The organism is Algoriphagus sp. CAU 1675, from assembly GCF_029222925.1.
In the GTDB taxonomy this organism is placed as follows: domain Bacteria; phylum Bacteroidota; class Bacteroidia; order Cytophagales; family Cyclobacteriaceae; genus Algoriphagus.
Window position 1 is genome coordinate 293,971 of sequence record NZ_JARHUI010000003.1, and the last position, 26,281, is coordinate 320,251.

General features: G+C 40.7%; 21 protein-coding genes. 1 reads left to right on the plus strand and 20 read right to left on the minus strand.

The annotated features are described in order from the left end of the window. Position 1 precedes the first annotated feature (1 nt). Positions 2-973 (plus strand): MlaD family protein, encoded by a 972-nt coding sequence (locus P2G54_RS08420; RefSeq protein WP_275870093.1) that lies wholly within the window; start codon positions 2-4, stop codon positions 971-973. Between the two features lie 70 nt (positions 974-1,043). Here P2G54_RS08420 and P2G54_RS08425 read toward each other — a convergent pair whose 3' ends face one another. The 20 genes from P2G54_RS08425 to P2G54_RS08520 form a co-directional block, all read right to left on the minus strand. Next, complete coding sequence (locus P2G54_RS08425; protein ID WP_275870095.1) at positions 1,044-1,703, minus strand: ROK family protein; 660 nt, start codon at positions 1,701-1,703, stop codon at positions 1,044-1,046. A 124-nt stretch (positions 1,704-1,827) separates the two neighbouring features. Continuing rightward, positions 1,828-2,445, minus strand: a complete 618-nt coding sequence (locus P2G54_RS08430; RefSeq protein ID WP_275870097.1) for an NAD(P)-binding domain-containing protein — start codon at positions 2,443-2,445, stop codon at positions 1,828-1,830. 464 nt (positions 2,446-2,909) lie between these two features. Next, positions 2,910-3,551 (minus strand): DUF6266 family protein, encoded by a 642-nt coding sequence (locus tag P2G54_RS08435; protein ID WP_275870099.1) that lies wholly within the window; start codon positions 3,549-3,551, stop codon positions 2,910-2,912. 178 nt (positions 3,552-3,729) lie between these two features. Further along, positions 3,730-4,164, minus strand: coding sequence for a hypothetical protein (locus P2G54_RS08440; protein WP_275870101.1), 435 nt, complete (start codon positions 4,162-4,164; stop codon positions 3,730-3,732). Between the two features lie 612 nt (positions 4,165-4,776). After that, a complete protein-coding gene (locus P2G54_RS08445; protein WP_242617493.1) occupies positions 4,777-4,995 on the minus strand; it encodes a GDCCVxC domain-containing (seleno)protein in 219 nt (72 codons plus the stop codon). Next, positions 4,992-5,600, minus strand: a complete 609-nt coding sequence (merTP, locus tag P2G54_RS08450) for a mercuric transport protein MerTP (RefSeq protein ID WP_184497485.1) — start codon at positions 5,598-5,600, stop codon at positions 4,992-4,994. Before merTP ends, P2G54_RS08445 begins: the two co-directional genes overlap by 4 nt. Further along, complete coding sequence (locus P2G54_RS08455) at positions 5,597-5,965, minus strand: metalloregulator ArsR/SmtB family transcription factor (protein ID WP_130276390.1); 369 nt, start codon at positions 5,963-5,965, stop codon at positions 5,597-5,599. Before P2G54_RS08455 ends, merTP begins: the two co-directional genes overlap by 4 nt. Before the next feature lie 1,102 nt (positions 5,966-7,067). After that, positions 7,068-7,859, minus strand: coding sequence for a cation transporter (locus P2G54_RS08460; RefSeq protein WP_014022292.1), 792 nt, complete (start codon positions 7,857-7,859; stop codon positions 7,068-7,070). A 10-nt stretch (positions 7,860-7,869) separates the two neighbouring features. Then, positions 7,870-9,102: an efflux RND transporter periplasmic adaptor subunit gene (locus P2G54_RS08465; protein WP_275870110.1), complete on the minus strand. Its 1,233-nt coding sequence runs from the start codon at positions 9,100-9,102 to the stop codon at positions 7,870-7,872. A gap of 48 nt (positions 9,103-9,150) precedes the next feature. Next, positions 9,151-13,563, minus strand: coding sequence for a CusA/CzcA family heavy metal efflux RND transporter (locus tag P2G54_RS08470; RefSeq protein ID WP_275870112.1), 4,413 nt, complete (start codon positions 13,561-13,563; stop codon positions 9,151-9,153). A gap of 562 nt (positions 13,564-14,125) precedes the next feature. Further along, positions 14,126-14,536 (minus strand): transcriptional repressor, encoded by a 411-nt coding sequence (locus tag P2G54_RS08475; RefSeq protein ID WP_014022288.1) that lies wholly within the window; start codon positions 14,534-14,536, stop codon positions 14,126-14,128. Then, on the minus strand, positions 14,536-16,635 hold the full coding sequence (locus P2G54_RS08480) for a Piwi domain-containing protein (RefSeq protein ID WP_275870116.1): 2,100 nt from the start codon (positions 16,633-16,635) through the stop codon (positions 14,536-14,538). The genes P2G54_RS08475 and P2G54_RS08480 overlap by 1 nt, the downstream gene beginning before the upstream one ends. A gap of 6 nt (positions 16,636-16,641) precedes the next feature. Beyond that, on the minus strand, positions 16,642-17,685 hold the full coding sequence (locus P2G54_RS08485; protein WP_275870118.1) for a virulence RhuM family protein: 1,044 nt from the start codon (positions 17,683-17,685) through the stop codon (positions 16,642-16,644). A 5-nt stretch (positions 17,686-17,690) separates the two neighbouring features. Further along, positions 17,691-18,296: a retron system putative HNH endonuclease gene (locus P2G54_RS08490; protein WP_275870119.1), complete on the minus strand. Its 606-nt coding sequence runs from the start codon at positions 18,294-18,296 to the stop codon at positions 17,691-17,693. Between the two features lie 3 nt (positions 18,297-18,299). Continuing rightward, positions 18,300-19,790 carry an AAA family ATPase gene (locus tag P2G54_RS08495; RefSeq protein WP_275870121.1) on the minus strand — a complete coding sequence of 497 codons (1,491 nt, stop codon included), beginning with the start codon at positions 19,788-19,790 and terminating at the stop codon, positions 18,300-18,302. After that, on the minus strand, positions 19,787-20,221 hold the full coding sequence (locus tag P2G54_RS08500; protein ID WP_275870123.1) for a hypothetical protein: 435 nt from the start codon (positions 20,219-20,221) through the stop codon (positions 19,787-19,789). Before P2G54_RS08500 ends, P2G54_RS08495 begins: the two co-directional genes overlap by 4 nt. Before the next feature lie 3 nt (positions 20,222-20,224). After that, positions 20,225-21,574, minus strand: coding sequence for a restriction endonuclease subunit S (locus P2G54_RS08505; RefSeq protein ID WP_275870125.1), 1,350 nt, complete (start codon positions 21,572-21,574; stop codon positions 20,225-20,227). Then, complete coding sequence (locus P2G54_RS08510; RefSeq protein WP_275870127.1) at positions 21,555-23,888, minus strand: N-6 DNA methylase; 2,334 nt, start codon at positions 23,886-23,888, stop codon at positions 21,555-21,557. The genes P2G54_RS08505 and P2G54_RS08510 overlap by 20 nt, the downstream gene beginning before the upstream one ends. Before the next feature lie 7 nt (positions 23,889-23,895). Next, positions 23,896-24,186, minus strand: coding sequence for a helix-turn-helix transcriptional regulator (locus tag P2G54_RS08515; protein ID WP_275870129.1), 291 nt, complete (start codon positions 24,184-24,186; stop codon positions 23,896-23,898). A gap of 196 nt (positions 24,187-24,382) precedes the next feature. Continuing rightward, the gene (locus P2G54_RS08520) at positions 24,383-26,278 is read right to left on the minus strand and encodes a DUF3987 domain-containing protein (protein ID WP_275870131.1); all 1,896 of its coding nucleotides are present in this window, start codon (positions 26,276-26,278) and stop codon (positions 24,383-24,385) included. Positions 26,279-26,281 lie beyond the last annotated feature (3 nt).

Consider the following 26,281-nt stretch of genomic DNA (forward strand, 5'->3'; position numbering starts at 1 on the left):
TATGAAAGACAAGAAAAAAATAGAGAATGCGAAACTAGGGGCTTTGGTTATAGCTGGAGTCTTATTTCTGGTTTTTGCTTTGTATATGATCGGGAAAAACCAAAATATTTTCGGTGCCTCAATCACGATTATTTCTGTTGTCGATAATGTCAATGGTTTGGTTCCAGGCAACAACGTCCGTTTTCAGGGTATGGATGTGGGTACCGTTCGGTCTATTGATATGTCAAATGATTCCACCATTCAAATCAGTTTGTATGTCAGGAAAAGCATGCAGCCCCATATCAAAAAGAATTCGCTTACCACGATCAGTACAGATGGGCTGATGGGAAACAAAATTATCCACATTATTCCTCAAGATGGATTTGCTGAGCCCATAGAGGAGGGAGATATTATCTATGCCAAGCCCCAAATTGGTACAGAGGAAATGCTTAACAGATTGGATGTCAGTGGAGATTACTTAGAGAAAACCCTTTTGAACCTAGCCGAGATTACGGAAAAACTAAACCAGAATAAGAATATTTGGGCACTGCTTTCAGATAGTGTTTTCACTGAAAATATTGCCGATGCGGTAAATGAGATAAGAATGGCAGGCCTAAAAGCCTCTGAAATGGCAGATGCAGGTAAAAATTTATTAGAGGTTTTGCAGGACGGAGATGGTTTGGTCAATAAGGTCTTTACCGATTCTGTGATGAGTGAGAATTTCTCAGCATCCATCGAACAAATCCTCAAAACCAGTGAGGAAGCCCAAAAGGTAATGTTAGAAGCTAAGGAAATATTAAAAGGAGTGAATGAAGGCCAAGGGACAGCTGGTGCCATATTGACGGATTCATTGATGAAGGAATCTATTTTGAACAGCATTCAAAATGTTGAAAGCAGTACCTATAATTTCAATCAAAACATGGAGGCCTTGAAAAATAGCTTCTTGTTCCGTAGGTATTTCCGAAAACTGGAAAAAGAAAAGAATAACAAGTAGGGTATCAGGCATAAAAAAGGGGACAATTCTTAAACAATGAATTGTCCCCTTTATGTTTAATCAAGTAAAATCAGAAATGAAAATTTTCTTCCCAAAGTCTAAACCCTCCTTTGAAGGCATTTTGATTGGTTCCTGTTCTACAGCCTTCAGGTATTTTTGATAGGAGCTTGGAGTTACCTCCGCCTAAAACTATATCATCTGGTTGAAGTGCATCTGAAAAAATGTCGACAGCATTTAAAACATGCTTCTCCCATTTTTTTTCACCATTTTTTTGAAGGTAGGCCTTTCCGATATAGCTTTCAAAGGTTGATTTTCTATAAGGCAAGTGACCACCTTCAATAGGAATAACAGTGTGGTGGATGACCATTGCAGTTCCCAAGCCTGTACCTAAACCCAAAAACAGCATTTTTTTTCCTTCATAACTGCCAAGAGCTTGCATAGCAGCATCATTGATTAGCTTGACAGGGCATCCAAAGGCTTTTTCGTAGTCAAAAGTTGTCCAGCCTTTTCCAAGGTTTACAGGTTCGGATACAATTTTATTGTTTTTAACAACACCTGGAAACCCCATGGTAATAACGTCGTATTTCCAATTCGCGGCATGCTCTTTAACCAATGGAACCATTTCCTCTGGTGTGAAATCACTACCGGATGGGATTTTGATTCTTTCGCTTTGTCCGGTGGCCAGAATTTTCACATTGGAACCACCTATGTCTATAACTAGAATATTCAATTGATTGGGTTAGATTATTATTCTTTGAAAGTCAAAAAAATGATCTATTCTTCCAAATCAACTTGGCAATTTTGATTAAATCTTATGAAAAAAATAAGGTTAAAAATCTTCCAAATCAGAAGCATTAAACTGAAACTAATTTGAAATGATAATTTGAAGCCTCTTGTTTGTTCCAGGTAATCTCTTTCCCCAAGTGATAAAATGCCTCCAAAAGGGTAGCATTGGTCATTTTTCCGGCATCAATTGCCTTGAAACCTATTAATTCTATGAGTCTCTTGATACGGATTTTTTCAGGAATGGAATCCCCACAGAAAAAGGTTTCCTTAATGATTCCCAACGTGTCTGAATTTGGATAGTCGAGTCCAAGATTATTGAAAGCTTTAAATACAATTGCATTTGCCGCGGATCTTTGAATCATTTGGGTATTGGAGTTACGCAGCTTATTAGTGTATTTACTGTTGGTGCAATCTATGATGATTTTATCCTCCAAATCTACCCGTCTTAAGCTTTGACAAACTTGAGATAAGTATTGGTTTTCACAACAGATGAGAATTATTTCAGATTGGATAATAGCAGAATCATAGGGGCAAAGTTTGTCATAAAACCGATTGAGGATTTTCCATTCAGTCTCTTCGGTATCAAAATCCGGTCTGACGCCAAAAACAACATCAATTCCTGCATTCAGGTATTTTTTACCCAAACTTTTCCCTAGGTTAGTTCCTCCTAAAATTCCAAGTTTCATTTTTTCTACTTAATAAATGAATTTAAAAGTTTTCTATTGACCAATTTGCTAGGGCTGTTTTTTAAGATTTATTTATTTAAACATCCAAATAAATCAATGAAATGTATAGATAGACTTACAAAAATCAAAATTTAATTTTGAAAAAATCATAGTTTCGGTATAATGTTCAAAACAAATAGTATGAAATTCAAAAAAATAAAGACAAAAAATGCCGCTGCAAACGGCATTTTATCAATTCTATTATTTGGAGGCTTGTTAGTAGCTTACTGAAAAGAGATTATTTCCCGATACAATATCTTTTCAATACCTGTATATCAATTAGTTACGGTTGATTAGCAACGAATTAGCAACAAGAAGTGTTGATATTAGGCTAATTAAGGGCTAAAGAAAGGAAAAACGAAGTGTGCGGGCATAAAAAAACCGCTCCACAAAGGAAGCGGTTTTCAAGGAAAACACCAATCGCTTTACGCAACTGTTACAGAGCCTAAATAAACGCTGCTAGCGACTTTAGTTCCGTCTTCTGACACAAACCCTAAGAAGACTTCTACATCTTCTCCTGAGTACTCAGAAGGCACAGGAATGGCTGCAGCTGCGGCACTCCTTGCTGGTCCAGCAGTTGTAAAAACTGCTTCTCCACGAGTAGTGTTCAAAAGGGCAATCAGCGCCTTGTCTGTTGCCTGAGCACTACCACTACCTGAGTTATCTGTCCAGGTCACTTCCACTGATCCAGCACTTGGAGAAGTGGCTGCACCATTGGCAGCTGTTGTGAGATTACCACGAGTAACCAATGCACTTGCATAGTCAATCATGAAGTTTGGATAAACTCCGGTAATCGCATTGTTCAGGTTGTATGACATGGCCGCATTAAACTGGGTCATTTTGTTTGCATACAACTTGAAACCGACTCTCAGGAAGTCTGTCATGGGCTGCAAGAACCGCAAGACAGTTGAGAACTTCGAACGCTGGTCAACCTGACCTTCAGTTCTTGGGTTCGCTACACTGGAAGGTTTGATGCGCAGGTAATCGATGCCCTTCCAAGTTCCACCGATTACATTCCCGACCTGTCCTGAGACACCACCGAGAATACCTTGATTAATTTTTCCCATCTCTTTACGATTTTTTAAGAGTTAAACATTTGCTTGGACTTGACACGGACTTACCATGGATTTGCCCTTCGCCAACTAAATTACTTCAAGAATTAGGCAGTAGTTCTCTCTTGGGTGCTGTTGCGGTGGTGTGCTTTATTTTGCTTTTGTTGCCCTGCTTTTTTGGCAGGGCAGGAATCTATCCTGCACCTGCTTCTTTCATCAAGTCATAAAATATGGCTTGTCTGGCAGTATCAATCATCTTTAGTGTGACCTTGATTTTTTGCTCGTTGGTATCGAGTAGTTGAAGGGCTTGAATTGCCTTTTGAAATGCCTGGGCTTTGCAGCTTGCTTTGGTGGAGCTTTCCCGGATCAGCTTTCGGATTTCATCAATAGTCACAAATGGAATCACGGAGCCTTTCAGGAGATAGTGAAATGATTTTGACCTCCATAATCCAAAGCAAAGCCAAAAGAGAAATTCCCTGTCCTCTTGGTTGTCGGTGAGGCAAACAAAGCAATTCGGGCAAGCTCGGTTGAGCGGTTTTCCGCTGTTCAATCCCTTGTTCAGAATAAAGAAGTGCGGTTGTTGGTAGCTGGTTTCCAGTCGGTGTGTTTTGATACGAAACGATTTCATACAGTGAGCCATTAAAGTTTTGCTCGCTGCGCTTCGCATATATTTTTTCAAAAGAGAAAAGAAAAAAGGGAAAAAAAGAAAAGAGAAAGCTGTCTTTCAGGCGGGTGAGGCTCGGCTGTCAAGGTTTTTGAGAAAAATACTACCCGCAGGGTGGAGATTTTTTCCAAAACCCGTAGGGCTTGACCTTGACTGTCCGAAAGTGCGGTGGGCATGTGCGAACCCGCCTATCTTTGCTTTTCTCTTTTTAAAATTTTCCCTTAACGAGTAAAAAAAAGAGCCCCCTAAAAAGGAAGCTCTGAAAGGCACAACTCGAACCAAAAGACACGAAGCGTATAATCTGTGATGCCACAACGCTGAATGCCTGCATGGAAAGGAAGACCTGAGGTGCGAACGCCCGCCAACAACCACCGGCTGCCGAAACGGACTCTGAATAATAACTTAAACATAATGCCCTCACACAACAGGACGGTGCGATTGATGCAAGGGCTGTGGGAAAAAAATACTACCCGTAGGGTGGAGATTTTTTTACCAAACAGGCGTAGCGAACCCTTGCAGCTCTCGCATCCGCACGCCTGTAACTTTGCTTTATGTTTGAGTTATTTATTGTCTGATTTACCGACAGCATGAACTGTTACCACCTTCTTGGATTGGTGGGCATGCCACTGTACCATAAGAGCAGTAAACGCAACAATCACCTTGTAACGGTTTAAGTATCTCCATACAATTTTCGCACTCATAGAAATACTGACACGCATCTGTAGGCATGGTTTCTTCTTTCTCATGTCCACATTTAGGACAAGTAATTGTTGATTTAAGGACTACTTCACTCATTTTGATTTGTTTACCGATTCTACTTTGTAACCTGTTTTGTTAACAGCTGATTTTACTTGCTCAATGTCTGTTTTAGATTCATCAAACGTTACCACTGCATTTGCTTTTTCATAAGAAACCTCTAATCCTAAAATACCAGGAAGCTTACCAATTTCAAGTTTTACATGTTCTTCGCATCCCGTACAGGTCATTCCAACAATATTGATTTCGTAGGTTGATTCGAAATTGACATTTTCTGATTCTGATAGTTTGGTTTTGGGGTAAAAAGTATCTGAGTAATAAGGGAATGCAAGCATGATCGCTGCAAATACCGTCACTATACCAAGGAATTTCTTTGACTGCCAAAAAGAGGGCTTTTCTTCATCACAAACGCAGGCAATTTCTTCCTCCGTTCTTGGCCTCAATTTCTGATACCATGCAAATGCTAAAACGACTACTGTTATTCCAATCAACCAAGGGCGAAAAGGTTCTAACCAAGAAAATGTTGCAGCTACTCCACTTGAACCTGCAAGTAGTGCCAACACTGGTGTAATGCAACAAAGTGATGCACTAATAGCCGTCAATACGCTTGTAATTACTAATGAGCTTGATTTCTTGTTCGTCATATTGTTGATTCTTTTTCTGATGTTAATAGCTCCAATATTGGATTTAGAATGAGGTTGTTGGATTCGGAAATAGAGTAGAATATTGTTTGACCTACTTTGTTTGTTTCAACCAGCCCTGCATCTTTGAGCTTTCTCAAATGCTGAGAAATTGCAGGAACTGTCATATCCAGAATATCGCTAAGATCACATGGACACATTTTGGATTCCTTGTCCAATAGAAACAGAATTTTTAGGCGCACTTCATTACCAGCAAGGTTGAGTGCCCTTGCTATTCGGATTACTTCATCATCTACTGTTTCAATGGCTGTCTTACACTGTTTGATCTGTTGTTCATCAGCATAAACCCTAATACAAGTTTTCGTCATATAGAATCGTATTTAAGAGATTACTTAAATAAATACAAAGAAAGGAAAAGGAGTTTAATATTTAAGCAAATACTTAAATATATCAATCAGAGATAAGCTTCATTACGATAGGTGTGTGAACGCAGGTAAACCCAGGCGAAGCCATTTCTGCGAGCCGCCTGCGAGCGGAGCAAGGGTGGTGGCTGCAAAAGCCCGAAGAATGAGGGCGGCAGACGCCTACCGTTTACGGCAGGGCTGGCGTGTTTTTTTGCATCAGGGTTGGCAAAGGCAAGGGTAGCGATTGAACGAAACGAAACGATTGTTGGGAAGGAATGGAGCAATAACTGACTGCAATGGCGTTGGCTGTATTTGTTAATTTTTATGGCACAACAAATACATTGAGGAAGGATTGTAGGCAGATTGCGGAATGACGATGGGTGGGTTCGTGGAGTGAAGAGAAGGAGCTACTCTTGTGTGCGGTGCTGAAAGTGGCTGAGTTGAAGGAGTGAGGAACGAATGACTGAAACGAAGCGACTGTAAGCACATGGGAAATTGCAAAAAACATGACAGCCCGATCAGCCCGCAGCGACCCGCAGGCGAGCAAAAACAATAAGCAGCGGCAGACCCCCAATAAAAAATATTGTGAGTGTAGCGAACACCTTAGAAGGAGTTTGGGGGGCTGAAATAGCTGCGAGTGAGGAAGGAGAGAGTGTGTGAAGCAAAACAAGTGAACGGCAGTGAGTGAGCACCCACTGGAGCGCAAACGAACTGGTAAGTGAACGGTATACGCAAGGAGGATAAAGCCAAGCCCACGCTTCAATCAGGCTCCTTCGCTAAAACAATTCACTGAATTGTTTTTTAACGCTCGGCCCTCCTTGCAGATATGTTTTTGCGGAACAAAACGGAACGACTGACGAACACCGCTTTACCTGCGTTGGGGGGTGCGTTGGAAAAAGCAAGTGTAGCACGGTATGGAATGTATCCCGATAAGGATCGGGAGGAATGGAATAACGGGCTACTCTTGCTGTGCGGTGCTGGAAGTGGGTGAATGAAGAGAGTGAGGTACGAACGAACGGAATGAACCTATTGGAGGCACATGGGTGAGAGGTGGGATTAGAATCAATCATTTTGCCAATTTCAATATTCGAAAAGCACCACGCATAACAAAGGAGAAAACAACACCACCAACAACCAGATCCGGCCATTTACTTTTTAGAAAATAAACCAGAATCCCAGCTAGTATTACCCCTCCATTCACTATAATATCATTAGATGTAAATATCGCGCTGGCCTGCATGTGAGCTTCATCACTTTTAGCCTTGTTGATCAGCCAAAGCGAGACCAAGTTACCAATTAAGGCAAGTACCGAAATGATGATCATCCATTGAAACAGCGGTGTTTCGCTTTCGCTGAAAAACCTGCGCAAAACTTCTGAAAAACCTAACAGAGCCAATCCCATCTGAAAATAGCCACTGATTTTGGCTACTTTCTTCTTACGAGAAATAGCTGCACCGACAGCAAATAAGCTCAGGCCGTAGACGATGGAATCTGCCAGCATATCCAGCGAGTCAGCCACCAGACCCATAGAGCGGGATATCCATCCGGTAGTCATTTCTACTACAAAGAAGCCGAAATTGATGCCCAATACCCACCATAGTATTTTCCTTTGATGCGATTCGTCAACAACTGAAGGCAAATCAGCGTCTTCTGTGTTTTCCAATTTATCGTTTAGGTTCAACTCGCTGATAGCCTGATGAATTTGATCTATGTCACCAATGTGGTAAATTCCAAGTTGACGGGAAGGTATGTCAAATTCAAGGTGTTTTATATTGGAAAACGACTCCAATTTCATACGAATTAACTGTTCCTCAGAGGAGCAGTCCATTCTCGATATTTTGAATATTGTTTTTTTCATACTTCTATCTTTAATCATCGTCACCAGTCTCCCCTTTTTTCATTTCAGAAATTAGGTAATAAGCGTTGTTCCAGGCTACTTTTGTGCCCTCAGGAAGTGGCTCTAACAATTTAATTTCTACCCATCCGTCTTCTGTGATACCTGTTCGTACTTCTATGGCTTTAAACGCCCATTCGGTTTTGCCATCTTCTTCATGCGCTTCCGCCATAAAAATATAAGGCTTGCCTTCTTCTTCTATGATGGCACTTTCCGGCAAGGCTTTTACCTGATTATCACCCGTTCTTATTTTACCATTGATATACATCCCCGGGATCAAAAAATCTTCTTTTTGATCTATCTCTGCGTGTACATGCACCGCTTTCGGGTTTTGTTCAAATTGTTTGCCTACCGAATAGATTTTGGCAGTCAGCGTATTTCCCGGAACAGACTCCACAGTAAAGGACACTTTTTGTCCTACCTTTACTTTATAAATATCCTTTTCAAACACCATCAGGTCGGCATGAATGTGGTCGGTATTGACAATCATAAACATCTTGGTCTGAGGGTCTACATATTGACCAATCTGAACCTTGACTTTTTGTATGAATCCATGGATGGGACTGACTACAGGTACGTACCCATAGATTTCCCCACTCCGTATCTTCTCCACATTCAGGCTTAGCTGCTTCAATTGGGCTTCATAGCCTTTTACCTCACCTTTCATGGCCTGGTAGTCCGCCTGAATTTGCTGATAAGTTTTTCCGGAACCTACCTCTTCTTCATAGAGCCTTTTCTGCCGCTGGTTTTCTTTTTCCAGAAACTGTAATTGGCTATAACCCCTTACATAGTCAGTCTGTAACCTGGTCAGGTTGGGATGAGAAATATAGGCCAATACCTGCCCTCTGCTAACCTGGTCTCCCTCTATCACTTTGATGGAGGTTACGTTGGCTCCCAGAATAGCTGTAACGGTTGCTTCATGCTGAGGTGGCACTTCTAACTGGCCATTTGCTTCTACCACGCCCGATAGTGAGCGAATGGGTAGTGTGTCAATTTTGATGCCCAGGCTTTCAAACTTGAGATCCGAAAGGTGAAGCTCAGCCATCCCTTCTTCATTAGTTCCTTCTTCACCCTCGTGCCCAGCCTCGCCCTCACTGTGTTCTTCGTGAGAGGCATCACCTGAGTTATCAGCCGAGTTGTTATCGCAGCCCGTAAATACCGATACCATCAGTACCAATGCCAGTATATATATGATTTGCTTTTTCATTGTGTTTATATTTTTAATCTGATTATCCATTCAGGTTTTATTAAATGCTTAATTTGATGTTTTTAAATAGTATTCCAGTTGGTAGCGGCTATTCAGGTAGTTGCCGAAGGCATTCCATGAGTCCACCTCTATGCGAATGGCATCCCTGATGTTTTGCAGAAAAGTCACATAGTCAATGGCCCCTTCCCGATAAGCCAAAATAGCTCCGGCTCGTTGTTCCTGCGCCAGGGGTAGTGCTTCATCCCTGTAGTAGTTCCATGAATAAAGCCATTTCAGATACTGCTCTTTCATTTCCTGATAAGCTGCATTCAACTCCAACTGGTTTTGTCGCAGGTTTTGTCCTGCAATATCCCGCTGTATTTTGGCCGATTGTGTTCTGCCAAGCTCAGGCCCAAAAAACAAAGGGATCCGAATACCAATTTGGTACTGATAAAATCCTGATTGCCCATCAACTTGTTGTCGTCCATATTGGCCTTGCAACTGTGGAAAAAACTGCGAACGCCTTTCTTTTATGGTCGCATCCGCTACATCTACCTGTTGTTTTGAAACATTCAAAATAGGATGGTTCATTAGGGAATCGGCTACATAATTCAGCGGTTCATCCAAGTGAGTGGCCGGGATATCCGGCACGGTAAAGAGGGTATCATTGGCAAACCAAAGGTTGAGCCGCTGCAAGGCGCTGAGATAATCTCTGTACGCCTGCTCCTTCTGTATCTGTACCTGATTGGCCTGGTTGGAAGTAGCCAAATATTCCAGCTTGGAAGTGGCTTCTGTTTCTAAGCGGATTCGTGCGGCTCTTTCAATATCGGTAAAAACCGAATCCAACTGCTCATACACCTGGTAATTATTCTTTGAAGCATATACCTGCGCCCAGGCCTGACTTACTTCCCTTTCCAGTTCTATTACAGACAAATCCAGAGCGGCTTCTGCCAATGCCACCCGTTCCTTTTGCAATTTCAAACGTGGTGCTATACCGAACACATCAATCTGCTGCTGCTGGATGCCAAATTGTGTGTAGACACCATCCGATCCATTGCCCACTTCCTCTTTACCAGTAAATATTTGGGTATTCCCTAAGTCCCAAGCTGTTTTCTTGAGAGCCTGCTGGCTTTCAATTTCCAGACGTGCCGATTGAATTTTAGGATAACTTTCTACAGCCCGCTTTCTGGCCTGTTCTAATGTGATCGTAGGTAGGCTGTCTTTCTCCTGTCCCTGCTGCTGTGCATTTGCCACAGCCGGTAAACCAACCAGTCCACCACAAACGATCAGGGCAATGATCACATTAGCATTCGGTGCTTTCAGGCTTTTTCTTCTGTCACTTCTTCCTTCTACAAGAGTGTATAGCACTGGGAGCACTACCAGCGTAAGCAAGGTGGCAGTAAGCATACCACCAATTACCACAGTAGCCAAAGGCCGCTGCACTTCTGCTCCGGCAGATGCTGAAAACGCCATGGGCATAAATCCAAGAATATCCGTGGTTGCGGTAAGCATAATAGGCCTGATCCGTTCTTTAGTTCCTGTAAAAATGCGGTCTCTGATGCTGGTGACTCCTTCCTCTTTTAGGGAATTAAATCGGTTGATCAATACCAAACCGTTCAGGACAGCTACACCAAAAAGCACAATAAAACCAACTCCCGCTGAAATACTAAATGGGATATCTCTAACCCATAGTGCAAATACTCCCCCAATAGCTGCCAGTGGAATAGCTATATAGATCATAATGGATTGAGAAAATGATTTCAGGGCGAAGTAGAGCAGAACAAAGATGAGAAAGAGAGCAATGGGTACAACAATTGCTAATCTGCTTTTAGCCCTTTCCAGATTTTCAAACTCCCCACCGTAGGAAATATAATAACCCGGAGGCAAGTCTAGTTGTGCATCCAGTTTTTTCTGAATGTCGTTTACGACTGATTCCACATCACGACCTCTTGTATTGACTCCCACATAAGTACGTCTATACGTGTTGTCTCTGGAGATTTGCATGGGGCCAGGCACATAGCTAATGTCGGCCACTTCTTTTATCGGAACTTGGGTACCATCGGGTAGATCAATGTAGAGTGTGCGCAGGTCATCAATACTTTTCCGGTGCGCCTCATCAAAGCGGATGACCAGATCAAATCTTTTTTCACCTTCAAAAATCACCCCGGCCACACCACCTGCAAAGGCTGAACTCACATACTCATTGATCTTTTGAATGTCCAATCCATATTGGGCAATTTTATCCCGATTGTAACGAACGGTCATTTGGGGAAGTCCTGATGTACGTTCTGGGTTTACATCACCGGCTCCTGGCACGGTAGAAATTATATCCGCCATTTCCTGCACTTTTGCGGCAAGCACTTCCAGGTCTTCGCCATAGAGTTTTACGGCAATGTCCTCCCGTACCCCTTCAAGCAACTCATTAAAACGCAGCTCTACCGGCTGGGTAAATACCAGGTTAACCCCGGTCAGATTGGTTTCCAGCTTTTCCTTGATTTGCTCAATTAGCTCGTCCTTGGTTTCAACTGAAACCCATTTATCTTTATCTTTTTCCAATATGAGGTACATATCGGCTATATCCATCGGCATGGGGTCCGTAGGGATATCGGCCACCCCAATTCTGGCAGTTACTGTTTTTATTTCGGGAAAACTTTCCAGCAACAGGTTCTCAATCTTGATTGATACCTCTTTAGACTCACTTAGGGAACTTCCGGGCCTGATGAGTGCCTGCATCGCGATATCTCCTTCATCAAGCTGTGGCACAAACTCCCCTCCCATACGTGAAAAAATGAAACCGGCTGCTACTAGTAGCACAATAGCTACGGTGATCACAATTGCTTTAAAACGCAGCGCACCTTTTAGCAAAGGCAAATAAACCCATTGAATGCCATCTATTATTTTATCACTAACCTTTTCCAGCCAGCGTTCAAATCGTCCAAACCAGTTCTTTTTGTTTTGAACAGGTTTCATAAACAAGGCCGACATCATCGGTACATACGTCAGACAAAGGAAAATGGCACCAATCATGGCAAAGCCAAATGTATAGGCCATCGGCTGAAACATCTTACCTTCCACCCCGGTAAGGAATAAGATGGGGGTAAATACAATGAGGATGATAATCTGTCCGAAAAAGGCCGAACTCATCATTGTACTGCCCGCATCATAAGCAACCTCATCCATTACGCCCTGGTTGAATTTGATTTTCCCTGACCGGATGCGCTTTTGGATTTCATACACTGTGCCCTCTATAATGATCACCGCCCCGTCAATGATGATCCCAAAATCAATGGCCCCAAGGCTCATCAGGTTGGCCCACACATTGAACTGCTTCATTAAAATGAAGGCAAACAGTAGGGAAAGCGGAATGGTAGTCGCAGTGATAATACCGCCACGAAGGCTACCCAACAGAATCACCAGGGCGAAAATGACAATCAGCGCCCCTTCTATAAGATTGGTTTTTACAGTATCGGTAGTCCTGGAAATTAAATCACTACGATCAATTATCGTATTGATCGCTAATCCCTCCGGAAGAGATTTTTCTATCTCTTCCATACGCTCTTTTACATTCTGAATGACTGCATTGGGATTGGAGCCTTTTAGCATCATAATAATGCCGCCAACAGCTTCTTTTCCATCCTGTGTGAAAGCCCCATATCGCACCTGGCTGCCGAAGTGTACTTTAGAGGCTACATCACCTACCGTAACCGGGATCCCATTTTCTGTTTTTATGACGATTTTTCGGATATCATCCAGAGAGCGCACCAAGCCTTCTCCACGGATGAAATTAGACATCCTGTTCTTCTCAATGTAAGCCCCACCGGTATTAACATTGTTTCTGGCCAGAGCCTCATATACTTGAGAGATGCTCACATTCTGTGCATTGAGTTTATCCGGGTTAATGGCCACTTCATATTGCTTAATATAGCCACCGAAAGAATTCACCTCAACCACACCTTCAAGCAAAGTTAATTGCCGTTTTACAATCCATTCTTGGATCGTGCGCAACTCCATAGGTGAATACATCGAGTCATAACCCTCTTGTGGTTCAATGGTGTATTCATAAATTTGGCCTAAACCGGTAGAAATGGGACCCATTGATGGGCTTCCAAATTTCTCAGGTATGGTCTCTTTTAATTCGATCAGTTTTTCCTGTACCAGTTGGCGGGGCAGATAGGTACCCATATCGTCTTCAAAAACAATGGTAACGACAGAGAGGCCGAACCTCGAAACAGAACGGATTTCATCTACTCCCGGCAGGTTGCCCATGGCCAGCTCCACAGGGTAAGTAACGAACTGTTCGATATCCTCAGTGGCCAGGTTTTCTGATACAGTAATTACCTGCACCTGATTATTGGTAATGTCGGGTACAGAGCCCAGATTGACGGTGGACATGGAGTATATACCCACTCCAATGAGCGCCAGCGTGAGCAGGCCAATAATAAGCTTGTTTTTTATTGAAAACGAAATTATTTGATTAATCATAGCTTTACTTTTATCAGGATCTCTTGATAAAGAAGTCCTGATGTTTATGACTTTTAAACATGTTGATTTGGAAATACAAGCCCTACTGTTCTATTGGACAGTAGGCGGGATGGTGGTTATTGAATAACACTGACGTGACTTTAAAAACACAGGTGTTAATGCCCGTGAATAAGTAAGCAATAACCTTTTAGGAAAACTTTGGGGGATGCCAAACGGCATTTATTAAATTAAAAGAAATACCATTGTTGTAGTTTCTGGGCAACTTATTATTATCCGCAAATACCAGATTGATAATTACCCTATTGTTTCCAAAAGAGATTGCATGTACATGACTACATTGACAACGACAGAGTGGGGGGCAATTTTCGTTATCCTGATTTCCGCTCTCCTGCTGACTAGATTCTGTATTTGAGTAGTTGTAAACACCATCATACGAGTTACTACGACAAGCTCCCTCAATAGGGACTGTGGAGAGCATCAGCGTAAACGTGGCGAATATCAAAGATAAATACTTCATTGGTCACAAAGATAATGAAGCGATAGTGCAACCCGATTGCAAAGGTTATTGGTTACACTTATCGCATAATCCTTTAATGACCATGTTAGCTTGTGCCATTTTAAAATTATTTGGTAGATTGACTAAAGGAATAGGGTGGTCTAAAAGGCAAAAAGTCATTTCACATGAAGTGCAATAGAAATGATAATGAAGGTCTTCTGGATCGCAATTGCAGCCTTCTACACATACAGCATACTTGGTCATCCCTGAGCCATCTTCGATACTATGGATCACCTTATGATCTTCAAAAGTTTTTAGTGTGCGAAAAATTGAACTTCTGTCTGATTGATCGAGACCAACTTCAATGTCCTTTAAAGACTGTGCTTTCTTTTGTTCTAATAGGTAGCGCAGTACTACTATCCTTACAGCAGTCGGCTTTACGTCCTTAATTTTAAATATTTCTTCTATTCTGTCCATTACAAGAACCAAAGATTGTCTTTACCGTAATCAGGAATCTCGTTGCCTTCAAAGTAGGGGAGCATTTCTGCCACCATTTCAGGGTACTTGATTGTTACGGGCAAATTTTGTTGTCTTACTGATTTCCAGTACATGCGACTGAATTGATACACTTGATTGATAAGCTCTTTGACTGTTTTGTAATCATCAACCAATTCAGGGTTGGAGCAATTTATCTTGAGCTTTACCGGAAATGAAAATCCATCATTGAAATTGAACTCTGATGCGGAATACCTGGTATTGTTGAAAAGTAAAAACCTGTTGTAACCTAATTTGATGAATGTGCCACTTACTGGCATCAAATCTTTCCAGTCTAAATCAAAGGCAACAATATCGGAGGATTCCGTTTTATTGATGGTGACGATAAAGACCGGAATGTTCAATTCCAATTCTTTCAGGCCGTTTTCAATCGGTTCTACTTCCTCTCTACTCATGTCTTTGTAGAAGTGAATTACCAGCCTTCGGATTCCTGTATTTACATTCACATAGTCTTTAACCGCTCTTAGGATAGAACCTGCCAACTCTTTTGTTTGGTCTTTCTGAAAGCATTCAAAGCGATTAAATTTCCCTGTATTGGAGAAACTGAAAGCACTGCCGATATATTGAATGTCAACTTCTGTGTGCTTGAATGCTCCAACTCCAACAATCAATTCATTTTTCAGCTTTGTGTCCAACCTCCACGGAGTGCCATTGAGCTTTGCGAGAATGGCTATTGCGATGTTTGGCAAGCTGAAATGATACTTGTCGTTGGTAATCACTTTATCAGGGTCTATCACCTGAGAGGAAACTCCTTTTTTCAATAGTAGCTCTTTCAGCTTGTAGTAAACCAACCTCTGAGATTTGACTGGAACATTCTTGCTGATTGGGGTAATGTAAATAGCTATGTGCTGAATGTCGGTATCAAAGTCCTTGTCATTGATTTGCTCATACAGTTCCGGCCAAGGATTATCCCTATCTTTAAAATAGATTGCGAGTTCTTTATCTGGATGATACGGTGTATGAATGAATTTTGATAGCCCCCTAAAGCCGTTGAGTTTGCCGTTAAAGTAGTTGTGAATCTTGGTAGCTACTTCTCTATCATCTTCATGGAGAATAAAAAAGAAATGAATCTTTGATGATGGGCTTAACTCGAAAGGACCATTTTCTGTAATGCCATAATACGGTACATGGTGCAGCTTTTGATTTCCAAATACGAGTTTGTTGCTGGACTTTTCAATTGAACCGATGCGGACTTCATCAACTGGAATAAACCCTTTAGATGAAAGCGGAATGATGGCCTTGAACTCGGTTGTATTAAGCTGCTCTCTGTAAAATTTATCAATGGCCGTTTTGAATTTCTTGTATTTGTTCGTCTTGTCCGGGGCTTCTGTTTCCTGGTGCAAAGCATCCCTGATTTCAAAATTCCAAACAGGATAAACCTTGTCGTAATTTCTTTTACCATCATCCGGCAATTCATCAAAGCGGTGTAGCCCTTTTTCATAGACCACCCAATTGAATGCCCTTACTGGTACTTCTTCAAATAATTCTGAGACAGGTGTTTTGAAAATCTTTGACTTGCCCTCAAATGTGACCAATAATTCAAGGCTACTGGAAACTGTCCTAAACTGCACTTTCAAGGAAAAACGGTCAAAGGTTTTGTATATCCCTTCCTTGTCTTGTGTATCGCTTGGCAACCAAACTTCTGTATCGCTTACAAAATTAGGTTTGACCAAACAGCCCTTAGTTTTGAAATGGTTATGGATTAATGAATTGTAGTAGCGTTTGAGAATTGATGAAGACAATGCGGAATTGGAAATCGGAACGGTTTTCTCAATTCCTTCTTCAGTTGTGATTTTCTCAAAGGTTGGTGTAGTTGGCTTAGTGACCGGAATGAACCCTTCTTTTTCTTGGCAAAACGATGTGTAGTAATGCTCCTGCTCTCCATACTTATCAAAGACCTCATCAGGAACTAATGAATGATAAATTCGTGTGGTTCCCTCTTGCTCCTTATCTGAAAAATAGAAGGTAAGCGAATCGCTCGGGTGATTGAATGTTAGTATGTTAAAACAGTGCTTGGGCATTTTACATCATTTTTTGTTTTTCCCTTTTTTAGTGATCCGCTTTACTTCCTTATCAAAGTCGGATTCAAAATTCTTGTCCTGAACTACTCTGAATTTATTATATTCCTTTTCAGCTAATTGCTTGGCAATGGTGGCTGAAATTTTACCTGCGTCTTTCAATACATTGTACTCATTGAATTGAAGAAATGCATCTAAACGAGCTACCCAATCTGTCATTTTCATTGGAACTTGCCGTTCAGCTTGTAGCTCGGCAAAGTCCAGATACATGGTCACTATTCGGTTGAGGTCCCGGATCTCTTTTTCATTCAGGTAGTTTTTAGCTACCGAAACATCTGTTTTTAGGATTTTACCTTGGGGGGCATTCTTCCATGTAGTTAAACCCATAAAAGGTTTAGCTGCATTGGCTCTTTCTTTGATAATTTCGGCTGCTGTATGGCCAGTAATAGCCCAATGGAGTTTGTTTTGTACAGTTTTGTAAAAAGTCTGTGTTATCTCAGCTTTGGGATCATAGTCTATGCTGCATTGCGCATAGATGTCGGTTATTTTCTGGTAGAAGCGTCTTTCACTGGCTCGTATCTCTCTGATACGTTCCAGTAATTCATCAAAGTAATCTTTGCCAAAGAGTGCAGAACCTTGCTTTAGGCGTTGGTCGTCCATAGCAAAGCCTTTGATAATGTATTCCCGCAATACTTTAGTAGCCCAGATACGGAACTGTGTACCCCGTTGCGATTTGACCCGATAGCCAACTGAAATAATAACGTCCAGATTGTAATACTTAACCGTATTTTCCTGAGTTTTACCTTCAATGGCACCATGAGGACTGGTAGTTCGGAAATCCCGAACAACCACTTCTTCGTTTAATTCCCCTTCTTCAAATACATTTTTGATATGCTCTGATATGGTGGACTTTGCTTTTTCAAACAACTCTTGCATACCCTTTTGGGTGAGCCATACTGTTTCATCATGCAGCAATACATCTACCTTAATATCTCCACTTTGGGAGACATAGAGTAGAAATTCGCTTTGATTTGGTGTAAGACTGTTTTCCATATTTGTTAATTGGCACTTAATTTTTTATTTAAAAGCCATAGAACCGTGTTACAGTAAGGTTGAAATTTACCTTCAGGACTTTTAGTTTTGTATTGATCAATTAATTTTTTAATGCTAATGCTCTTGTAACCAATCTTTTTTAATGCTAAAGCAGCACCATATAATGCTCCTTTTCTATTTGAAATCAACACCGAATTGTTCAGGTTAAGTGTTTCTTCTATGTCTACTTTATACTTATCTGGATATGTCAATTTACCATTAGTGCTATATCCAATAATTGCTTCGCAGTTGTTTCTCGGATCAGCCGGATGAATGCTCAATTCAGTGTTTTCCTTTTTGGTATCACAATGCTTATCCGAACAAAAATCACCTTTGCAAGCCGCAAAAAGATTAATGTATTCCATTTTTAAAGTAGGATAAGTACTTCTCGGTTTATAGTGCTCCACCTTCATATTTTCCTCTTTAATTCCATTCATACAATAGCAGCATATATACCCTTGATCATTTAGCAATGCCTCCTTCAATTCAGGGATTGCGTCAAAATCAACTCCTGCCGTTTCTCTATAAGCTTTCCATGCCGCTGGCTCATTTCCTTTGACAATAAACTTCATCACTCATTCACCTTTTAAAAAAGCCAACATTGTTTCTGCACGGGTCAATTCTGGATCATCTGTATGCTTTTGCTTTAACTCTTCCAGCACTTTAATAGCTTTTTCGAACTGTTCACTGTCGATGAGTTCAAATAATGTGTCAATTTCTTCCTGTACTTCAGGAACTCTCTCATTGCCCCCCATAATGGCAGAAAGATTAAATCCATACTCACGACCGTAGTATCCTTTATCTATTGGAACTGCCTTGCCTTCGCTCATTTTGAATAAGTCTCCACTTGAAAGATTGGATAGCATTATTGTTGAATGAGATGCTATAATAAATTGGGGAGGCGGAACCGATAAAGCTTTGTACAAATCAATTACCTCATAAATTCCTTTCAGAAAACTACTTTGCCACTGTGGATGCAGGTAAGTATCTGGTTCATCAAGAAGTAAAAGAGAGTTTTCGTCTACAAGGAGTTCATTGATAGCTTTAATGGTAATAAGTTGTTGCTGCCCCTCGCTTAAATCATGGTGGGAAATTGCAATTTCTGGCAAATCCATGAAGATTTGTATTCCTCCAAGCATTTCCGATGCATGAAGCATGTGAAGCAGGTAAAACAACTTTTTTTCTTCTCCATAAAATTCTCTCAATGCGTACCAGTCATGTATATGGAAATTGAATAAGATTTGATCTTCATCCATGTAGTTTGCGGTCTCATTGTATGCAAACCTTCTCACTACATCAAGAAAGCCTCTCAGTAATCCTTTAGCACCCCAAAATTCCTCCGCACCAGCTCCTGATTTCCATTGTCTCTTTTTGACAAACAAGGCTAGTGGGTTTTTATCGGGCTTAGTGATTTTGAGATCTTCAGCAAAAAAACGATCTACACGGTCATTGAACTCAAATGCATAAAGCGAAGCCAGTAAGATTTCGAAATGATGCTTTTCGATATACATCAATGGTAAAGCTCCAATTCTTGAATATAACTCCTCAGAAGAGGTAGTAATATCTGAATCGGTTTTGGCTTCAAGTAGTCTTTCCTTGTATATCTTTTCGTGTTCGCTGCAGATAAATTCCATTGACTCAAACCATCCTGCATAATAGATTACCAAGTTTGATGGTAACAGCTTTTCTATCGTATGTTTTTTAATGAGATTATCAATACTATAGGCGTTATTATCTGTATCGATTGACCAGAATTTCTTGTTTTTTCTATCGCCTTTTAAGGTAACACCAATGTAGTCGGTAGCTGTTTCACTGAAAGTGCTGGATTCTGATAGCACTTTTTCAATTCTAAGGTCATAAGTGATTTCAAAATCAAATGGTGTGTTTTCCTGTTTTTCCTCAACATAAGTAAGGTGAGCCGAGCGAAATATCCAAGCAATGGCTTCTAAGAGTGTAGATTTACCCGAACCATTCTTGCCTATAAAGAGTGATACTGGTTCATTAAAGTTAATTGTAAAGTCCTTTAATGATTTAAATTCCTTGATATGTAAGTGATGTATTCTCATAACTGTCCATTCATGATTAGTTTGATTAATTCCAGAATTTCACTAGCAGCTATTTGATTCAATTGCGTTTGGTTTTTATGCCATGAGCGGTGATTGGTTGACCAAATGATTTCGTATTGATGATGGCGGTGCAAGTCTTCAACTGCCCACGCTGTTGCGCCTCTGGAACGGCACGAACAAATAATAATATCGCATCTCTGAGCTACGAATGTTTGAAGACTCTGAAACATTCTGCTATTCGGATCTCCCTGGCTTTCTATACCTATTTTTATACCTTTGAAGTCAACGATATAAGTAATATCTGCACCAGTGTTAATTGCCTGAAGTGTGTGGTTTGGAAAAGTGACTAACAATAAATTAGCTGTTTCAAGAACCGTTTCCGATTTCCCCTGACTCGATGGCCCGTATATGGCAATTACTGATTTTTTCATAGGTTAGTCAATATTGAAAATGCTGGATTCAAAATTTTTATATGAAGTCTCTCGATTCTTCTCAGCTTGGTTAAGCATTTCTTTAATCGAATCCTTTATTTCCTTCAATTGATTTAACAATTTCTGTTGGATATCTAATGGAGGTAATGGAATCAATAGCGATTGTATTGTGGATTTTGAAACTTGTTTGAAAGTAGACCCTGTTCCAAATCGTTGTAAATCATCTTCGAGATAGTCTAACATTTCAAATAGAAATTCAGGAATTACACTATCAGAAATAACAGTTATTGCTGAAACGCCTCTGCCAAGGCAATAATCTTTATCACTCCAAACAATTTTTCCAATTGTAGCTCTAACACACAAGATAATATCTCCATTAGTGCTTGTTGCACTTGGCTTCTTATGAAATCTTGTAGCAGAAATTTGCCCATCATTTAACTCACTAGCCCCTCCAATGAAGGGTAATCCTTCAGTATTACTGAAATAACTGCTATTTGGTGAAATCCCCATAGTAATTCTTGCAATCTCATCAAGACGAACAGATGGAAACAACTTGGAAATTTTCACCTGTTTTCTTCTACCTGTAGTAAAAAATGAATCCCATTCACGCATACTGGAAAACTTGACAATATTAAGTTTACCATTTGAATGTTCATTTTTTAGTTCGTAATCAATACCCAAAGAGTTTTTAAGAAAATTATCTTTTTGAGATTTTAAATTTTCGACTTCATTCAGTTGATTTTGACTTAAAGAATGAAGATTTTTGAAATCTTGTACAATATCATTCTGGATTTTGAGTGATGGCACTGGAATCCTAAACGCCAAGAATGCCTTTTCATCCACTCTTTGCCTCCCTGTTGTACCAGAGCTTGCTTTTTGGCACAATTCGGCAAAGTGTTTTGTGCCTGTGATCAGGTTGAAAAATTCGGGTAGAATCTTTTCAATATTGATGTTGTAGCTCAAGAAATCCTGCGTGGTGATAGCCCCTTCAAGTTCAGCAGGTACAATGCCGAATGCTCCATTACGGGCGTCTATCTTGCTCATAATGAATTGTCCTTCTGATATGCGGAACTGATTCTTTGTGCCAATGTCTTTGCCAAAAATCAGTTCATCACCTCGCTGTATCACGCCTTTGCCGTACAACTTGATGGTTACTTGTTTGTACGCTTTATCATCTTCGAGTATTTCTTTGTCCCGATTACGCAAAATGAGATTACCGATAGGTTCCAGTTTGAACCCATCTTTATAAAAAACTTTGTCGCTCAGAATAGCACCCACGCTCCAATTGGAGAGGGTCATGAAGCGTACTTCATTGAGATATTTAAAGGCTTTCTCAGTGCGCATATGCTCCATAAAATATTTCAGGTTCACTTACAATATTGCCATCAATCAACTGTAGTCTTGAAATGTTACCATCATCATCAACAGGATATTGTGTTTCTTTTCTAGGTTCAGCCCAGAGCTTGGCTTTTTTTCTGTAGGCTCTAAACTCTACAGCCACTTCTTCCAACTCATTTTCGCAGGGCGCACCGGTACTGGATATGCCTGCCTTTTCTACTTCTATAACCGGAATAGGATAATCGAAACGTTCTTTCACAAGCGGTTTAATTTCCGCAGCAATTAGGTCTTCAATTTGCCTTACATCTTCGGCATATTTCTTTTTCAACTCCCGAAGGTCTTTGGCTGATCTACTTTCTTTCAATTTCTTCTCTTCTTTTTTGAAAGTCGCTTTCAATTCATCCAGTTTTGGCTGGTATTTGTCTTTAATCTCTTTGGTGGTTTCCTCTGTGATTTTTTGATAGGTAGCCAACTCTTCTTCACTGAACTTTTTAAGGAATAGTAAGCTTGGTTTTACTGTAGCACCTGAGGCAATGAATACATCCTGAGGGATAGAAGTGATGTTGATAATCTTTGCCTTTCCTTCAATGTATTCTCTAATTTTTTGAAGGGCACTGTTGTTTAAAACTCCTTCGGGCAATACAATACCCAATCTACCGCCTGGTTTTAGAAGGTTGAGACATCTTTCCATAAATAGCACTTCTGTCAAACCACTCCATGCACCCACATCAAAAATGTCTAATAAGGCTTTTCCTCGGCTTTTACCGTGGCCATTGTCATAGGTTGCCCAATCTTGTATTTGCTTAACAACAGTCTGTCTGTAATGGCTACCGTAACGATCTTCATAAAATCTGATTTTATCCTCATTGGGAACATCAGAGGGAGTTACTTTCAATGTTTTGTTGACTCTGGAACCAAAAGGAGGATTGGTAAGTATGACATCAAAACGTCCATCAAATATGCCGTTGACATTGAGTAATCCATCATGATGATGCACTCCTCCATGACCATCACCATGCATAATCATATTCATTTTGGCGGTTCGAGCCATTCTTGGATTGGCGTCTGTACCGAAAATACAGTCGTATGAGAGCGTTTTTAAGCGGCCTTTAGGATTGTGGATGTCCAATTCAAAATTTAGCTTTACAAATAAGTCATCTACACGCTTTGCAATTTCCTCTTGTTTCTTTTCTGGTAACTTCTCGTAATCTTGACCAAAGTAAAGCTCCTTTATTATCTCTTTTTGCTTTTGGACATCCCTCTCAATTTTTTCCCTTACATATTCAAATGCTTTAATGAGGAATCCACCACTACCACAGCAAGGATCGCAAATAATTTCACCTTCTTCTGGATCAAGCACGTCAACCATATAGTCCACAATGGTTCTTGGTGTAAAGAATTGACCTAACTCACCTCTAAAGGTTCTTCCCAAAAACTCTTCAAAGGCAATCCCTTTGATATCATCAGAAGTGTCAGAGAGATTGTATTTCTCCAATTCCTTAACGATTTGTAGAAAGCTGGTTTCCCTAATTTTTATACTGTCATTAGGGTCGAAGATTTCATCTGTTTTGAATACTTCTTTTGTCTTTTCGAAAAAATGTTGGTAGAAGGGAAGGGAATCCTTTCCTGTGATTTTTTCATAGGCAGATTTCAAATCTTCAAATTCTTTTCTGGAGAACAGCGCTTTTGTTTTGGCTTGTTCTCTTTCGTAGCGAATTTTCATGAAGAGAATTTTGCTGATCTCATCAAATGCAGCCTCTGGTGAAAGCTTGTCATTGTTACGGATGATGTTGTGACATTTGAAAAGCAGCTTACTAAACTCGTCTCTGGTAAATGCCTTTGTTTTGGTTAAAAGCTCTTCAATTTTCTTTTTATCAAAAAGTTCAGTAGCGTTTGGAATTTCAACTACCTCTTCTAGCTTTTTAGGCATTTTGCCTTTCACTACCCTAAAAAATTTGGTGTCTTTTAGATTGGTGGTAACAAAGAAATCAGCACCTGCCCATGAAGCATAGTTGTAGCCTTGGTAGTAATCTTCTTCGTGTATTGTAATTTGTTCGGCTTTACATTCAATTACAATCACTGGACTGTTATCCGAGTTGCGATCTTCTTTCGTTTTCCAAATGACGATGTCTGCTCTGGCTTTTCCTTGACCTCTTTTGGAATTATTGACTTTTACTTCCTGGGCCATTTGATCTAGGGAATAGCCATATTTATTCACTAGGTGAATGATATATTCCTGTCTGACTTCTTCTTCCGGGGTACAGATTAATTCTTTGCCGATCAATGGGGCAAAAATCTTGTTACCGTTTTTTTTGATTTCTATAGCCATTGCTCAATTATTTCGATTTCTTTTTTAATTCTTGTTCGGCATGTTTAAGTGCTGCTAATGCAGCTGTTTCATCCCCAACGTTCTCAATGATTTTATCGGACAGCCAAATTGTTAACAATTCATCTTCATTGGCATTCAGTAATTTGGCCAAAGCTATGACCTGTTCTCTCTTTGCATTTCTCTCCCCACGCTCAATTTTGCTAAACATTGGAGTGTCTATTTCAAGATTGGCGGCCAATTGACGCTGTAAAAGCCCCTGGCTTTCTCGTAGCTCTTTTATCCTTTCACCAAAGTGCATGACTTTTTATTTTGTGACTTGTCAAATTTAGGACAATATAGGAAAAGAAAAAGATAGTAAGAGAAGAAAGAGTGCTTTTTTTGATTTCAGGATTTTGAGGAAATAGAGGAAACTAAGGATTATTCGTCCTTAGTTTGACCAAAGGTGTTTGATTTCAATGGTCTGGTCGAATCTTCGGAAGAAAAGCCCAACGGGCTTATTCTTCCTTGATTTCCTTAATATCCTGAGATTCCTCAAGTGAGGTGTTTATGTACTGGTCGTGTGCCTCACGGTGAATAAGCCCTGATTTCACAAAGTTGGCAATGTAACCTTCGGCTGTCTTTGCCGGAATGCTCATGGTTTTTGCTACTTCGAGGTACTTCTGACGGTTGAAGGTATGTGGCAAGGCATATAGAAACTTCTCTTTCTTATTCAACCGAGCTGGCTTAGGCTCTTCTTGTGGAAGTTCTCCAAACACTTTACTGGAATGCTTCACCAGTACTTTGACCATTGAAAGCGAAGCTTGAAAATCCCTTTCCTCACAAATCATCTTCTTGGAAGTGTCGCCTGTTTGACAGCTTTTGGATAATATCTCTCCAGTGGTGCTGTCGAATGCGCCAATATTTTTATCGTATTTAATGTGGCGCATTTCCATGATCCGCAAAGCGGAGAATATCATGCAGATTCGGTAAGCAATCAAACCTAACCTTCTGATAGTGGCCATGTAGTCCAATCCTTGAAGGTTCATGTACTTTTCCTGTATCTGCCCAAAGAACTGGTTGAATTGCTCCTGTTGGTCTGCCGTAAGGTAGAACTGCTTTGGCTCATTCTGCATGATTTCTTTATAGAGTTCATAGAACTCATTGCCCAAGGCTTCAAAGTAATCGTCCAATCCGTTATCGGTCTGGCTTGCAAAAACATTTTTCCATACCGGGCGAACGTTCATGAAATAGAAGATGAAACGGCTGAATAAGCCGTTTTCAGCGTTGGGTATTAAAGCCGAAACTTGTTTTGGCGTTCCTGAAAGGACAGTAGAAAGACAAGGGCTTTCTATGTCCACAAACTCACGGTCGGTTCTGCGATAGTAGGAAATGGTTTCATGGTGAAAGGCTTTTCTAAAGCCATCACTGTAGTTTCCGTAATCGCTCTTGAAGGCATGGGCTAAGGTATCACCTTCGGTCTCGAATATCAGACCTCTGCCATCACTATCACCCAAAAGCTGATAAGCTCCCGTTGAACTATTGTTGGCCGGAATGAACAGCATTTTTTCAGGTGGTTTGGCTGGCTTCTCGATACCGTCTTCCTTTCCCTTCTTGGAGTTGTATTCTGCCATTTCCAATTCATAGTGCTGTTTATGGAGTTTGGCTTGTTCCCTCAATTCTTTGTGAATGGGGTTGACCAACTGACGACAATGCACCAAGCGGCCTTTACCTGCGGATGCCTGGGCTGTAATGAATAGGAATAGATTGGGGAATACTCGTTTGCCATCATATATGCCCGATACTTTGGGCAAACATGCGCTGATAGCTCCGAGGGAACCGAGGAGGAGAATATCTCTTTCCTCATTGGATGTGGCAACCGCCACAACCTTTTGCAGAAATTCAGGAAGTTCAGGAAACAAGGAATCTGGAAAGGTTGGCATTTCTTCCGGTTCCTGATTTTCGGGCTGGTGGTATTCAGATTGACTACCATTCAGCTTTTCACTTTTGAAAGTTCGCTGATCCTTTTTTTCTGTCCGTGGAGGTGCTATGTCAATTCCTGCATCTTTGGCGAGGTAGAAAAAGGTCTTTAGTGAAACGCCATGACCTTTTGATTTCAAGCAATTGTCAAATTGCTTGTCGCACTCCGGTGCGGAATAGCCTGGATAAAACTGGCTCACCCTATGAAATAGGGTGCGGCCATTTTCTCCAAACTCATCAGAGAAGGCAAATCCGATATTTACCCAATCGCTATACGTGGAGGTAATATCTGTTCTGTTGGCTTCAATGCTTTGGATGATGCGTTCTACTTCGTCTATATGAGAATCTGTATTGAAAGTTTGTTGCTCTGTAACTTTCGGTTGCGGGGTTGGCTGATTAAGCCAATCCTGCGGATTGAATGTTTTTCTTTCCATGTC